The sequence below is a fragment of the Gilliamella sp. LMG 34360 genome (assembly GCF_984568995.1).
The window spans coordinates 211,667-225,119 of the sequence record NZ_OZ474900.1; the positions used below are offsets into that span (position 1 = coordinate 211,667).

Annotated in this window: 15 protein-coding genes, 1 rRNA gene and 1 pseudogene; 4 read left to right on the top strand and 13 right to left on the bottom strand. The window is 30.9% G+C overall.

Annotated features, from left to right (window positions below):
* Window positions 1-54: 54 nt before the first annotated feature.
* The gene (locus AC5LW9_RS01045) at window positions 55-768 is read right to left on the bottom strand and encodes a DsbA family protein (RefSeq protein ID WP_198236366.1); all 714 of its coding nucleotides are present in this window, start codon (window positions 766-768) and stop codon (window positions 55-57) included.
* Between the two features lie 14 nt (window positions 769-782).
* A complete protein-coding gene (locus tag AC5LW9_RS01050) occupies window positions 783-1,052 on the bottom strand; it encodes a YihD family protein (protein ID WP_198227718.1) in 270 nt (89 codons plus the stop codon).
* Window positions 1,053-1,290: 238 nt separating this feature from the next.
* Here AC5LW9_RS01050 and mobA point away from each other — a divergent pair, with 238 nt between their 5' ends.
* Window positions 1,291-1,875 (top strand): molybdenum cofactor guanylyltransferase MobA, encoded by a 585-nt coding sequence (gene mobA, locus AC5LW9_RS01055; RefSeq protein WP_198227720.1) that lies wholly within the window; start codon window positions 1,291-1,293, stop codon window positions 1,873-1,875.
* Between the two features lie 190 nt (window positions 1,876-2,065).
* Here the strand turns inward: mobA and AC5LW9_RS01060 are convergent, their stop codons facing one another.
* A complete protein-coding gene (locus tag AC5LW9_RS01060; RefSeq protein ID WP_493456156.1) occupies window positions 2,066-3,097 on the bottom strand; it encodes a threonine aldolase family protein in 1,032 nt (343 codons plus the stop codon).
* A gap of 72 nt (window positions 3,098-3,169) precedes the next feature.
* Here AC5LW9_RS01060 and mobB point away from each other — a divergent pair, with 72 nt between their 5' ends.
* Both mobB and mtgA read left to right on the top strand, forming a co-directional pair.
* Window positions 3,170-3,670, top strand: coding sequence for a molybdopterin-guanine dinucleotide biosynthesis protein B (gene mobB, locus AC5LW9_RS01065; protein WP_198227724.1), 501 nt, complete (start codon window positions 3,170-3,172; stop codon window positions 3,668-3,670).
* A 1,046-nt stretch (window positions 3,671-4,716) separates the two neighbouring features.
* Complete coding sequence (gene mtgA, locus AC5LW9_RS01070; protein ID WP_198236365.1) at window positions 4,717-5,409, top strand: monofunctional biosynthetic peptidoglycan transglycosylase; 693 nt, start codon at window positions 4,717-4,719, stop codon at window positions 5,407-5,409.
* Window positions 5,410-5,418: 9 nt separating this feature from the next.
* Here mtgA and cobB read toward each other — a convergent pair whose 3' ends face one another.
* A complete protein-coding gene (cobB, locus tag AC5LW9_RS01075; protein WP_144092031.1) occupies window positions 5,419-6,105 on the bottom strand; it encodes a Sir2 family NAD+-dependent deacetylase in 687 nt (228 codons plus the stop codon).
* A 49-nt stretch (window positions 6,106-6,154) separates the two neighbouring features.
* Complete coding sequence (locus AC5LW9_RS01080; protein WP_493456157.1) at window positions 6,155-6,970, bottom strand: hypothetical protein; 816 nt, start codon at window positions 6,968-6,970, stop codon at window positions 6,155-6,157.
* A gap of 154 nt (window positions 6,971-7,124) precedes the next feature.
* Between AC5LW9_RS01080 and AC5LW9_RS01085 the strand changes: the two genes are divergently transcribed.
* A complete protein-coding gene (locus AC5LW9_RS01085; protein WP_493456158.1) occupies window positions 7,125-7,817 on the top strand; it encodes an aspartate/glutamate racemase family protein in 693 nt (230 codons plus the stop codon).
* Here AC5LW9_RS01085 and AC5LW9_RS01090 read toward each other — a convergent pair.
* From AC5LW9_RS01090 to rrf, 8 genes and pseudogenes are all read right to left on the bottom strand, one after another.
* Window positions 7,807-8,025 carry a helix-turn-helix domain-containing protein gene (locus tag AC5LW9_RS01090; protein ID WP_065738161.1) on the bottom strand — a complete coding sequence of 73 codons (219 nt, stop codon included), beginning with the start codon at window positions 8,023-8,025 and terminating at the stop codon, window positions 7,807-7,809. The two genes, AC5LW9_RS01085 and AC5LW9_RS01090, sit on opposite strands and share 11 nt — an antisense overlap.
* A gap of 13 nt (window positions 8,026-8,038) precedes the next feature.
* Complete coding sequence (locus AC5LW9_RS01095; protein ID WP_493456159.1) at window positions 8,039-8,626, bottom strand: DUF2975 domain-containing protein; 588 nt, start codon at window positions 8,624-8,626, stop codon at window positions 8,039-8,041.
* A gap of 213 nt (window positions 8,627-8,839) precedes the next feature.
* Window positions 8,840-9,700, bottom strand: a complete 861-nt coding sequence (rpoH, locus tag AC5LW9_RS01100) for an RNA polymerase sigma factor RpoH (protein ID WP_065738159.1) — start codon at window positions 9,698-9,700, stop codon at window positions 8,840-8,842.
* Window positions 9,701-9,836: 136 nt separating this feature from the next.
* The gene (gene ftsX, locus AC5LW9_RS01105; protein ID WP_493456160.1) at window positions 9,837-10,805 is read right to left on the bottom strand and encodes a permease-like cell division protein FtsX; all 969 of its coding nucleotides are present in this window, start codon (window positions 10,803-10,805) and stop codon (window positions 9,837-9,839) included.
* Window positions 10,806-10,807: 2 nt separating this feature from the next.
* On the bottom strand, window positions 10,808-11,467 hold the full coding sequence (ftsE, locus tag AC5LW9_RS01110; RefSeq protein ID WP_065738158.1) for a cell division ATP-binding protein FtsE: 660 nt from the start codon (window positions 11,465-11,467) through the stop codon (window positions 10,808-10,810).
* 6 nt (window positions 11,468-11,473) lie between these two features.
* Window positions 11,474-12,397 (bottom strand): annotated as a pseudogene (gene ftsY, locus AC5LW9_RS01115) (signal recognition particle-docking protein FtsY); the annotation flags it as partial.
* A gap of 180 nt (window positions 12,398-12,577) precedes the next feature.
* Window positions 12,578-13,138: a pseudouridine synthase gene (locus AC5LW9_RS01120; protein WP_493456161.1), complete on the bottom strand. Its 561-nt coding sequence runs from the start codon at window positions 13,136-13,138 to the stop codon at window positions 12,578-12,580.
* Between the two features lie 163 nt (window positions 13,139-13,301).
* A 5S ribosomal RNA gene (rrf, locus tag AC5LW9_RS01125) occupies window positions 13,302-13,417 on the bottom strand.
* Window positions 13,418-13,453: the final 36 nt, after the last annotated feature.

Sequence of the window (13,453 nt, forward strand, 5' to 3'; positions counted from 1 at the left end):
AGTCTTTTAATAATCTTTTATTCTATATCGACTATTAACACTCATATCCTTTAATTATTTTTTCTTTTTTGCGTCAACTTTAACATTAGGATCTAAACTAGCTAAAAAATTTGCAACTCTAACATAATCAGCTATATAAGCATCATCGTTTGATGTATCTAAACCAGAAGAATTAATATAAAATTTACGATTAACAATAATAGAAGGAATAGATGACGGTTGCATTTCTTTAATAGCGTCAGCTTGTTGAGCCATAAATGCTTTTACTAAGAAACTATTTTTAGTTTTTTCATAAGTTTCCTCATCAACGCCTAATTTTGCAAATACTATCTTAATATCATCAGCCGTTTTTATTGTTCTATCTTTTTGTACTGCATTATAAAGTGCTTCCGATGCTTTATCTTCTATGCCAAGAACGTTAGCTATCGCCCATGCTTCAGATAATTCCATAGCCAGCGATCCAAAGTCCAATAAGTGATAACGTTTAACTTTCATCTCTTCTGGTAAAGCTTTAGCTATAAGGTTCGTACCATGATATTTTGTTTCGAATCGAAAACAACTAGGACAATTAAACGAGAAGAATTCAATGACTTCTTTTTCAGGTGATGGATAAGTTGGTAATACAATATATTGTTTACCCTCTTCAATTGGTGCTTGTGTTGTTGCAGTGATTTGGGATGTATTTGATATTGCATTTGTCGAAGAATCATCCGCAAAACAATTTACCGAAAATAACAATACACCCATAGCAATAAGCGTTTTTTTCATTTAATTCATTCTCCTTATTCTTTAATAATTCCGCGGGCTTTTAACAATGCGGTTTTAAAATCATCTTCATAATCTTTTTTTAACCCAGGTATTGCTTCATTTTTATCTGAGTTACGCATTTTTAAATGATAAATTAGCACTTCATCACTCAAATCTTTTAGGTCACCGTCAAAACCAGCTTCTTTACCCAATTTATCTAAAAGTTGCAATAAATTCAGATCTGAATCTGCTTCCCATGCTGGTTGTAATAACTCTATTAACTCATCTATACGATGACATTTCATAATAACTACCTTATTAAATATTCAACTAAGTTGAAAGTGATAATATAAACCTTTATGTTAATCTTTACTTTACTATCTATATATTAAAAGGTCTCTATTATATACTCGACTTTAAATTTAAATAGTGCATTTAGAAAGATATCATAAACTGCTGATATAGGTTATTTGCGACTAAAAAATAACTTTGCTATATAGTAATGCTATTTTGTTTTTTGGCAATGTAAAAGAGAAATAATTTATGCGAAAACTGTCAATTACTGCAATTATTTTAGCCGGTGGGCAAAGTAACCGTATGAATGGTAAGGATAAAGGTTTAATGTTGTTAGCAGGAAAACCGCTTTATCAACATGTCATTGATCGTATTAAACCTCAAGTCAATTTGGTTATGATTAATTGTAATCGACATGCAGATCTATATAGTTCATTAGGCTATTTTGTTTTTTGTGATGATTTAAAAGGATTTTTAGGACCTTTATCAGGGATTTATAGTGGCTTATTAAGAAGTACAACAGATTGGAATTTATTTGTGAGCTGTGATACGCCTTTTTTACCTGAAGATCTTATCGATCGTTTAGCAAAATTTACAGCAACCCATCAAGCGATTTACCCTTTCGATGGAGAAAATGATCACCCTACTATTTTATTGATCCATAAAAATATCATCCCCCAACTAAAAAAATATTTAGACAACGGAGATCGTAAGCTTATGCTGTTTCTTAAGCAAATTAATGCTATCGCTGTTGATTTTAGTGAAAATCCTTTAGGCTTTACTAATATTAATACTCTAGAAATGCTGGAAAGAGCTAACATTTCATTCAAGTAATTATTATTAAACCATATTTAGTTGGTTTATATAGTGCAAAATTAAACATAATCTTTTATAACTCAAACATAAATTAAAAATCTTAAAAGCTAGAGGTAATTTTCAAACATTAACCTTTTTTTCAGATCGGTTGGCGATATTTTCAATTTATATTATATAGCCGTGCAAATATATTTATAAAAATATATTATTATTTTCTAAGTAGCGCCTTTAACTGTTTAGCAAAATTCTCTATTTCTACTTCTTGTGTTGCCCATGAAGTACAAAAACGTAAGCCAATATGACTTGGATCAGTTTGGCCTAAATTATCTAGGGCATACAGTGAAATAATTTTTTTGGCAAGTTGATTAGGAAAATTAACAAACAGTTGATTGGATTGTGGTTTAGCTGCAAATGTTAATCCTTCATTCTCAAACAAATTTTTGAGTTTTTCAGCCATATCATTGCTATGCTTACCAAGCGAAATATAAAGATTATTTTCCATTAACGCTTTAAACTGTACAGCTATAATCCAACTCTTTGCTAGTATTGCTCCTTTTTGTTTCATATTGAAACGGAAATCATGATTAATTGAAAGATTATTAAATATCAATGCCTCACCCGCAAAGGCGCCAACTTTAGTACCGCCAATATAAAATGCGTCAGTGTATTTAGCCAAATCAGGAAAAGTAATATCGTTATCTTTTGCCGCCAAGGCCATTGCTAGACGAGCACCATCTAAATAAAGATAAAGATGATGTTTTTGACAAAATTGATACAGTTTTTTTAACTCTTGCTTCGTATATAGAGTACCTAATTCGGTAGTGTTTGAAATGTAGACAAGTTTAGGTTGCACCATATGTTCATCACAATGATAATCTAAAACAGGTTTAATTAATTCTGGTGTTAATTTTCCATCTTCAGTTTTGACTGTAACAACTTTGTGCCCTGTCGCTTCAATCGCACCTGTTTCATGAACATTGATATGACCAGTTTCAGCAGCAATAACTGCCTGATAAGGTTTTAAAATATGTGAAATCGTAGTCAAATTGGTAATGGTTCCACCTGCCATAAAATGGACATCGGCATTCGGTGATTTTAATATTTTCTTAATGCTATTTATTGCATCATTACAACATTCATCTAATCCATAACCGCTCAACTTTTTATTATTAATATCAACAAATTCTTTTAATAAATTTGGATGCACGGTTTGATTATAATCATTTAAAAAATCGTACATATCATTACCTTTAATCTTGTATAAAATGATGTAATATTTATCTTTAATATAACATGTTAGAGTTCATAGTCTATGAATGATAAAAAAATAATTGGAATCACAGGGTATAGCGGCAGTGGTAAAACAACACTGTTAACAAAAGTTATTGCACTGCTTGTTGAGCAAGGATTTAAAGTCGCCACGTTAAAACATGCCCATCACGATATTGAATTTGATATACCAGGGAAAGATAGTTATAAATTGCATAAAGCTGGATCATTACAAACTATCGTGGCATGTAATAATCGTTATGCGTTAATTCATGAAACACCTGATAAACCTGTTGATATACAGACATTAATTAATCACTTTTCAGATGTCGATATTATATTAGTTGAGGGATTTAAAGATGAAACTATTCCTAAAATTATGTGCCACCGAAGCGCAAATCAAAAACCTCTTTTTATAGATAATTTTACTGTCGCTATTGCCTGTGATAAACCAATAGAGACTAATTTACCAAAACTTAATATCAATGAACCGAGCCAGATAGCCGAATTTATAAAAAGTTATTTTGAATTAAAATCAAATTAAACAGCCAAGACATAAAGGTATCACCAATTTTGTGCATAATTTACGCAGACTAATGGCTTATACTCATATAAACAATAAACCCAAATGTACTATTTATTATCTATAACATTTGGGCTTTTACAAAACTCTGATTATTTATTTAGTTTTAAAAAATCTAAAAAAGTACATTTCGATTATCAGGCAATAAAATACGATCATTATTTTTTTCTTTATCAAGAATAGCTGGATTTATTTGATAATCTAATAGGTTAGATAACATATATTATTAATTAAGCTACTTAAATAACCATTTGATTCACGAAACAATTCTATAAATTGGCAATCAAATTGTTTATTAGCGGATAACTTGATCAATCCCATTTGCTTAACCGTGGCTAAAGTTAACAATTTCTATATTAAAAATTTTAATTAAAATAATTTTAAATTTCTGAAATTGTTACCCTCTAGAGCGATGCTATCAGTTAGAAAGTTAATCGAAAGTTCATACTATTGTATGAACAAAATTATGATTCTAATTTATAATTTGGGTACATCCTGTTCGAGGAAGTATATCAAGCATTTCATCAATAAAGAGGAAACTTACAACGATATAAAGAAAAATAACAATGCCTGGAACTTTTTTAGGACGTTTATCTCCAAATCCGCCTCTACGGAATGAAGACAAATAAACCAAGCATATACTGAGAAAAATTACATATAAATAATCCAAAATAGCCCCCCTCCTTTAGTTGTTATTTATACTATTTTAGTAGATTTTTTTAACAGTGCAATAATTTATAAGTTTTAATGAATTTTTTAGATGATTCAAACAAATTTTAACAATTTTAAAAAATTAACTATCTTTTTTAGGATCCAAACCCAAGGAAATTAAATCCGAAAAATTTTAATATTCCACACCATAAAATGCTATACCGTAATTATCTCAGCACTATCTTTTTATTTATTCTGCTATTTTCATTAAATAGTTGCGTTTAGAAAAATTTATTTATTTAAATAATAATATATCGTATCTTATTTCACTAATTTTTTATTTTATCTGAATAAGCATGAAATCTTTATTAAAAAGAGTTTTTAACATTACAAAAAAAATGATAATTGGATTTATACTGTTATCTTTTTTAATTGTTCTTTTATTAAGATGGGTTGCTCCTTTTGGTTCTATGTTAATGGTAGAGAGAAAACTCACTCATTGGAATATTACTCAACAACGGACATGGAAAGATTGGAATCAAATATCAGATCATATAAAAATAGCGGTTATCGCTGCTGAAGATCAAAAGTTTGCTAATCATTGGGGATTTGATTTTAAAGCAATTGATCTTGCTCTACAGCATAATCGAAATAATAAAAAAATTCGTGGTGCCAGTACTATTAGTCAACAAGTAGCAAAAAATATTTTTTTATGGCCTTCGCGTAGTTGGATTCGTAAAGGTTTTGAATCCTTGTTTACTCTTGAAATTGAGTTACTCTGGTCTAAACGACGAACGCTTGAAATTTATCTAAACAGTGTTGAGTGGGGAGAGGGAATCTTTGGTATAGAAGCAGCTTCGCAATACTATTTTCAAGTAAGTGCTAACAAGTTAACGCCTTATCAAGCAAGTCTACTCGCTGCTACATTACCTAACCCTAGAAAATGGAATCCAGCTAACCCTAATAATCATATACAAAAAAAAGCGCAATGGATTCGTAATCAAATGAATAACCTTGGCGGTAAAAATTATTTAAAACAGCTAAACTAATTTAATAGTTTATATAAATTTTTTAACAAACTCTGGTACAATTTTACTCGCTGGACCATAAATTTTTGTTTCAAATAAATTTTCCCCTAAACTTGGTTCTAAGTTAAGTTCAACAGTTTTGGCTCCCGCTTGATTAGCTATTTGAACAAATCCTGCAGCTGGATAAACATTACCTGATGTACCAATCGAAATAAAATAGTCTGTTTGTGAAAGTGCGTTATAAATTTCTTCCATTTGTAGTGGAATCTCACCAAACCAAACAATATGTGGGCGAATTAATTTATTTTCATGATAATTCACATCGTAATAGCAATCGATTATCTGTCCTGTTTTTTCATTGCGCACTTTTAATAATTCACCATGCATATGGATAATATTTTTAGAACCAGCTTGTTCATGCAAGTTATCCACATTTTGGGTAACAATTAATACATTATCCGAACCTAACTTTTGTTCTAATTGCGCTAAAGCAAAATGAGCCATATTAGGTTTTACTTCAGGATTTTGTAGTTTTCTACGCAACATATTATAAAAATCATGAACAGCGACCGGATTACGCATATATCCTTCATAAGTCGCGACATCATTAACATCATAACCTTCCCATAAACCATTTTGGGCACGAAATGTCGATAACCCTGATTCAGCAGAAATACCTGCACCGGTTAAGATGACAATTTTTGGTGTTTTCAACATATCTATTCACCTTTTTTATTAATAAATTAAATAAATTACTGAAAAAATATTATTGGCTATATTCTGTGGTAAATATGTGTAAGGCTGGTTTGCTTAACTTTTGATATTGGCTGTAAGCACTTGCTACTTTAAACCTTATTTCATCTTTCGATTCACCATTTAACCAGCTGTTAATCATTGCATGAACACTATAAGCTTCTGGCGCCATTCGATGCAAGGTTAAAATTAATGGTGTAATACCTAAACGGGATAATGGTGGAGTAAAATATTTCTGGCTTTTACAAGCAAATACCGCAGCGTAACGTAATTTTTGTTTTTCTTGCTCTGTTTTTGACAATGTATTCCAACGCCAACTATCAGGTAAATAATCACGCCATGATGATTCCATTAAATAATCATGACCAATATATATAACCAGATCGGCATTTCCGCCTGCCATTACTGTTTTATCATTAAGTCTAATTTGCTGTGTTTTTTTACCAGCCGAATAATCTAAAAAATCATTAACAGTACTATCAATATATTTTCCATTATATGCTTGAGCAATGAGATACACATCCTTATTTCGATGTTTATAAATTATCTCTTCTAATATTTTTCCAGATGTGGGTTTATTAATGTTAATTACTTGCCACTCTTTTTGTTTAGCGAAATAGGTTTTAAAACCATAAGCAGCCCCCCAATAAAGATTATTTTTGGGATCTTGACCATTACCAATTGCCTGTGGAACGGGTACTATTTTTTGATATTTGTTATCACATAAGGCGACTAATACATGAATAGTTTTTGTTTCTGCAAAAGCCTGAAAAGAAAAGATTGAAAAAACTATTGGCATAATACAGAGATAATTAATGATTTTCTTCATTAGCTTTATATTCCTAATCTATATAATAATTCACGAAAAATAATTTTAATAATAAACTATAAAATATATTAAATAATTTAAATTGAATAAAATCATTATAATGTACGATAATGATTTTAGTGGCAAGTAATCATAAAAATAAGGTATGAGTAATATGAAAACAATTGGATTAATTGGAGGGATGAGTTGGGAAAGCACAATAACTTATTATCAAGTCATCAATCAATTTATTAGCAAATCACTTGGTGGTTTACATTCAGCAAAAACACTTTTATACAGTGTTGATTTTCAAGAAATAGAAAGTTGCCAAGCAAATAATGAATGGGATAAAAGCGCGATTATTTTAACTGATGCGGCTAAAAGATTAGAACTAGCTGGCGCTAATTTTATTATTATCTGTACTAATACGATGCATAAGGTTGCTGATCAAATTCAAAAAAATATTACTATTCCGATCATTCATATCGCCGATGTGACCGCCAAATATTTAATCAAAGATAAAATAAAGTCTGTTGCGTTACTTGGTACCAAGTACACCATGGAGCAAAACTTTTATAAATCAAAATTAATCGAAAAAGGTTTAAATGTTTTAATTCCTGATGAACAAGATAGAATAATCATCAATAATATTATTTATGATGAACTTTGCCTTGGGAAAATTAAACCTGAATCTAAGCAAGTTTACCTCAATATTATTGATAAACTCGTTAAGCAAGGTGCTGAAGGGGTGATTTTAGGCTGTACTGAGATCGGTTTATTAATAAATCAACAAGATCACGCCATCCCTTTCTTTGATACAGCCCTATTACATGCTCAAGAAGCAGCATGTTTAGCGATTAATTCGTAACGTCTTCTTTTATATATTCCAATATATCACCAGGTTGGCAATCTAAATAGTTACAGATTGCCTCTAGTGTTGCTAGCCTAAATCCTTTTACTTTACCTTGTTTAAGTAAAGATAAATTTTGTTCAGTAATACCAATGGCAGCCGCTAAATCTTTAGATTTAACTTTACGTTTAGCCAGCATTACATCTAAATTTATTATAATTGGCACTTTTGGCTCCTTGCTAAATAAACTGCTTATTTTCTTCGGCTATTTGACATGCTTTTTTCAATATTTGACCAACTATCATAATACTTATTGACGGAAATAATAACATTAAATCTTCACTGGTGAATGATAGAGAAATGTAACGTTCCGAAAGATCATTATTAAAAGATAAGATTAATGATGATAACGGATCAGTGATTAATTGTATAACTTCCCAAATAACTAATGTTGTACCAAACTTATAACAATAATTAGCCGAACTTACTGAAAAATAGTCCGATTTACTATAATTTAAAAAAAGTAATCTAAGCTGAAAGAAAGCATAAACTAAAATTGCAATAATAATGGTATCAATCAAGGTAACTAAGACGGCTTGCCATGTAGAAAGTTTAGTTGGGTCAATATCAGAGCTATCTGCACTATGAGCAATAAAAAAGGAATATCCACCCGATTCTAAACCAATATTGTGTATATCAAAAAAATAAAATAATAAAGGAGATACCATTCCAATTAATATCGTTATTATAGGAATAAAAGTTAACAATGCCATTAATTTACAGTATTTATTTAGACGTGACTGAGATTGAGAGATATTGGTATTCATTTTTATTTCCTTATGTATAAAAATTAAACACAGCTTATCACTTCCAAAGACATAAAACAACAATAAATTAAAATAAAACGATAATTTTTTATTATTATAAAATAATAAAAACTATTATTATCCTATTTATTAAACAGATAAATTAAATTTAGATTACAAAAAAAGCCCTACTTTTAACCAAAGTAGGGCTTATTTATTATTAATAAAAATCAATTATGCTTCTATAGCAATTCTTAGTTTTTTCATCGCATTTTTTTCAAGTTGGCGAATACGTTCGGCAGAAACGCTGTATTTGTCAGCCAATACTTGCAGTGTTGATTTACTATCATCAGCATCTAACCAACGCGCTTTAATAATATCTTGGCTACGTTCGTCTAATTGAGATAAGGCATCATGTAGCTTATCGGTTGCATCATTCTCCCAATTGTCATTTTCAATTGATTTTGAAAAATCAGAATTACTATCTTCTAAATACAGTGCTGGTGCAACAATTGAATTGTCGTCATCATCATTATCAATATCAAATGACATGTCTTGTGCTGACATGCGCGATTCCATCTCTAGAACATCTTTACGACTTACACCAAGTTCATCAGCAACCATATCCACTTCAGCACTATTAAACCAACCTAAACGTTGTTTATTTTTTCTTAGATTGAAGAATAACTTTCTTTGTGCTTTTGTAGTTGCAACTTTCACAATACGCCAATTTTTTAAGACATATTCATGTATTTCAGCTTTTATCCAATGCACAGCAAATGAAACCAGGCGAACCCCCATTTCAGGGTTAAAGCGACGTACCGCTTTCATTAAACCAATATTACCTTCTTGAATTAAATCAGCTTGAGGTAAACCATAACCAGCATAACCACGAGCAATGTGCGCAACAAAACGTAAATGTGACAAAATTAATTGTTTTGCAGCATCAACATCATCATGATAATAAAGTTTTTCGCCTAATGATTTTTCTTCCTCTGCAGTTAACATTGGATAAGTATTAATCATACGAAGATATGATTCAATATTTCCTTGTGGGATTAAAGCACCTACTTGCATTTTTAAATCAGTACTCATTTAACTCCCTCCTTAATTTAAACTAGTTTTGTCGCTTATTCATAATGGCAACAATATAACTGTAATATTAGACCACTAAAATGTGATTTAGTTCACATTTATTATCAATTTAATAATAAAAACTATACTTAAATAATTAAGCAATGTGCATCGTTTTTAAATATTTCTTAGTCGATACCAGTGCAGAAAACCAACCAAGAATCATAGAGAACAATACAATTAGTATACTTTCGTCCCATGAAAGTCCTTTAAGTATAAATTTTGTACCAAAAATAGCAGAAACACGTAATATAATTGAATCTATTTGAAAAATAAATATTTCTGATAAAATCAACGCAAAAATTGCACTAATAAATCCAATCAATATACCATTATACAAAAATGGACGTAATATAAAACCTTCAGTTGCCCCAATTAATTGCATCACTACAATAACTTGTCTACGAGCAAAAATGTTTAATCGAATACTATTTCCTATGACAAGCGAAACAGCACCAATCATAAATATCGAAATTATCCATACGATGGATTTTACCATATCGGTTAATGCAGTTAATCGAGTAAACCAACTATCGTCAAGTTGAACATCATCAACCCCTTTAATTTCTAGTAATTTGGACTGAAAAGCATGCAATGTAGCGGTTTGTTTTGCTTCTTCTTTTGGAATAATAATTGCTACTGCTGGTAACGGATTTTCATCCAGAAGATCAAGCGCGTTGCCAAATCCAGACCACGTTTTAAACTCTTCTTTTGTTTGATCTCGGGAAAGATATTCAATTTTTTCAACCTCAGGATAAGATTTAAACTTAGAAATTAATTCTGTGGTTTGTGTTGAAGTTAATTCCTTATTTATGTAAACAGTTAAATTTGGCGTTGGATACCACTGATTCGAAGCGTGATTAGCATTTTTCCAAAGTAGATAGCTAATCGTTGGTAATGTTATTGAAATCGCAATAACAAAAACTGTCAGTAATGAAGCAAAAATATGTTGAGTGAAATTATTAAAGGTATTACGCCAAGCATAACCAATTTGCCTTCTCCAATGACAAAAAAAAATATTGCTATCTTTTCCATTGGATTTATTCGGTTTAATATTAGCGCTCATTATTAATTTTTAACCTCTAAATGCCCTTGATTTAAATGCAATATACGATGTTGTTTGTGGCGAATAAGCGTCATATTGTGAGTCGCCATCAAGACAGTTACCCCAGTTTGATTAAACTCCTCAAATAGTTTTAAAATGTCTTTCGAAAGTTTATCATCCAAATTTCCTGTGGGTTCATCAGCAAGTAGGACATTAGGATGATTTACAATTGCTCGAGCAATCCCGACACGTTGTTGCTCACCACCAGATAATTGTATTGGGTAAAATTTCATTTTATTTAACAATCCAACTTTATCCAATGAGGCAGAAACTCGTCGACGAATTTCTTCAGGTGATTTTCCTAAAATAATTAATGGAATAGCAACGTTATCATAAACAGTATGATCCATTAGTAGTTGATGATCTTGAAAAATCATACCAATGGTACGACGTAAAAATGGCATTTCTTGTCGTTTTAAACTTGAAACATCAATACCATTTAATAAAACTTTGCCATCATTCGCTTTTTCTAATCCACAAATTAGTCGCATTAAGGTGCTTTTACCAGCACCAGAATGACCGGTTAAAAATGCCATTTCTCCGGGTAATAAAGTAAAGGTTATATTTTGTAATGCTGGTTTCCCGCCAGAATAAACTTTACTTACACGTTGAAATTGGATCATTATTTTTTACTCTTCTGTTTGATCAAACAGAGCATTAATAAAATCATCGGCAACAAAAGGTCTTAAATCTTCAATTTTTTCACCGACCCCAATATAACGAATAGGTATATTGAACTGATCGGCAATGCTAAAAATAATACCACCTTTTGCTGTTCCATCTAATTTAGTTAATGCCATTCCTGTAACACCAACCGCCTCATTAAATAATTTTGTTTGGCTGATAGCATTTTGTCCTGTACCTGCATCAATCGTTAACATAATTTCATGTGGTGCCGTTTCATCTTGCTTTTTAATTACACGCACTATTTTTTTTAATTCATCCATTAAATGAGATTTATTTTGTAAACGACCTGCTGTATCCGCAATTAATACATCTATTTTTTTGGCTTTTGCTGCTTGTATAGCATCAAAAATGACTGATGCTGAATCCGCATTAGTATGTTGAGCAATAACAGGAATATTATTACGTTCACCCCACACTTGTAATTGTTCTACAGCTGCAGCACGAAAAGTATCGCCAGCAGCCAGCATAACTGATTTGCCTTGTTGTTGAAACTGACGAGCTAATTTACCAATAGTTGTTGTTTTACCAACACCATTAACACCAACCATTAAAATAACAAATGGTTTATGATTATCTATATTAAGTGGTTTATCGACCCCGTCTAAAATAGATTTCATTTCTTGTTTTAAAAGCTCGTGTAATGCATCTGCATCTTTTAGCTCTTTTCTTGAAGCATGTTGAGTTAATGTACTAATAATCTTTTGTGTTGTATCAAAACCTACATCAGCGATAAGCAATTGTTCTTCTAATTCTTCAAATAGTGCATCATCGATCTTTTTTCCTCTAAATAAATTAAGGAATCCAGATCCTATATTCTGTTTTGTTTTAAAAAGTCCTTTTTTCAAACGAGAAAAAAATCCTTCTTTTTTTTGTTCAACCATAAATTGTTTATCCCATGACAATCATAAGTGATCATTTTATATTATTTTAAAATAAAGCCCAATGTATTCAAATAAAAGGAATAACATTATTAATCTATTTTGCTCATTTTATTAAATTATAAAATGAATGATACGTTATCTATAAAGAATAATTAAAAATAATTATCAATAAAGATCCGAAGTTTTAATATGACACCATTCACCTAATGGTAATTGGTGAGTAAATAAATTATATTTGCCAATTTGAACTCTAATTAGTCGTAAACAAGGAAAACCCACTGCTGCACACATTCGCCTAACTTGGCGATTCTTTCCTTCAGTGATAGTAATGCTTATCCATGATGTGGGTATTGTTTTACGTTCGCGAATAGGAGGAACTCTTTTCCATAGGAACAATGGCTCATCTAGAAAATCTACTATAGCTGGCGCTGTATAAAATTCCTTTAACTGAATACCTTTTCTTAGTTCATTTATCGCTTGTTGGTTAATTGAACCTTCAACTTGTACCCAGTAGGTTTTTGGCAATTTAAATTTTGGTGAGCTGATTTTAGCTTGTAATTTACCATCATTTGTTAATAATAACAATCCTTCGCTATCGGTATCTAAACGTCCAGCCGGATAAAATTTTGGTAATTTTATAAAATCTTTTAATGTCTGATACTTTTCATGAGGTGAAAACTGAGTTGTGACATTAAAGGGTTTATTAAAGGCTATTAATGAGTGCATCTCATCCTGCTTTAACTTTAGTTTCAATATCATGCTAAACTTATTATACACTAAATGAATTATTATTTAGCCATATACTAAATTATATAAATTTTAGTCAGTTTTATAATCTCTATATGCAAAAAAGCCCAGCATTCCTGCTGGGCTCTCTCTATATTTAAAAGTCTGGCGGCTCCCTACTCTCACATGGGTAATACCCACACTACCATCGGCACTTCGGCGTTTCACTTCTGAGTTCGGCATGGGGTCAGGTGGGACCACCGCGCTATTACCGCCAGACATATCCTGTCTTCTCTTTCTCTCAATCAGTGCATT

Excerpts from the sequence above, each read along its gene's own strand:
- mtgA (WP_198236365.1), top strand. The coding sequence starts at position 4,717 with ATGAAATCTTTATTAAAAAGAGTTTTTAACATTACAAAAAAAATGATA.
- rpoH (WP_065738159.1), bottom strand. The coding sequence starts at position 9,700 with ATGAGTACTGATTTAAAAATGCAAGTAGGTGCTTTAATCCCACAAGGA.
- AC5LW9_RS01085 (WP_493456158.1), top strand. The coding sequence starts at position 7,125 with ATGAAAACAATTGGATTAATTGGAGGGATGAGTTGGGAAAGCACAATA.
- ftsX (WP_493456160.1), bottom strand. The coding sequence starts at position 10,805 with ATGAGCGCTAATATTAAACCGAATAAATCCAATGGAAAAGATAGCAAT.
- AC5LW9_RS01050 (WP_198227718.1), bottom strand. The coding sequence starts at position 1,052 with ATGAAATGTCATCGTATAGATGAGTTAATAGAGTTATTACAACCAGCA.
- AC5LW9_RS01120 (WP_493456161.1), bottom strand. The coding sequence starts at position 13,138 with ATGCACTCATTAATAGCCTTTAATAAACCCTTTAATGTCACAACTCAG.
- AC5LW9_RS01095 (WP_493456159.1), bottom strand. The coding sequence starts at position 8,626 with ATGAATACCAATATCTCTCAATCTCAGTCACGTCTAAATAAATACTGT.
- mobB (WP_198227724.1), top strand. The coding sequence starts at position 3,170 with ATGAATGATAAAAAAATAATTGGAATCACAGGGTATAGCGGCAGTGGT.
- cobB (WP_144092031.1), bottom strand. The coding sequence starts at position 6,105 with ATGTTGAAAACACCAAAAATTGTCATCTTAACCGGTGCAGGTATTTCT.
- mobA (WP_198227720.1), top strand. The coding sequence starts at position 1,291 with ATGCGAAAACTGTCAATTACTGCAATTATTTTAGCCGGTGGGCAAAGT.
- ftsE (WP_065738158.1), bottom strand. The coding sequence starts at position 11,467 with ATGATCCAATTTCAACGTGTAAGTAAAGTTTATTCTGGCGGGAAACCA.
- AC5LW9_RS01080 (WP_493456157.1), bottom strand. The coding sequence starts at position 6,970 with ATGAAGAAAATCATTAATTATCTCTGTATTATGCCAATAGTTTTTTCA.
- AC5LW9_RS01060 (WP_493456156.1), bottom strand. The coding sequence starts at position 3,097 with ATGTACGATTTTTTAAATGATTATAATCAAACCGTGCATCCAAATTTA.
- AC5LW9_RS01045 (WP_198236366.1), bottom strand. The coding sequence starts at position 768 with ATGAAAAAAACGCTTATTGCTATGGGTGTATTGTTATTTTCGGTAAAT.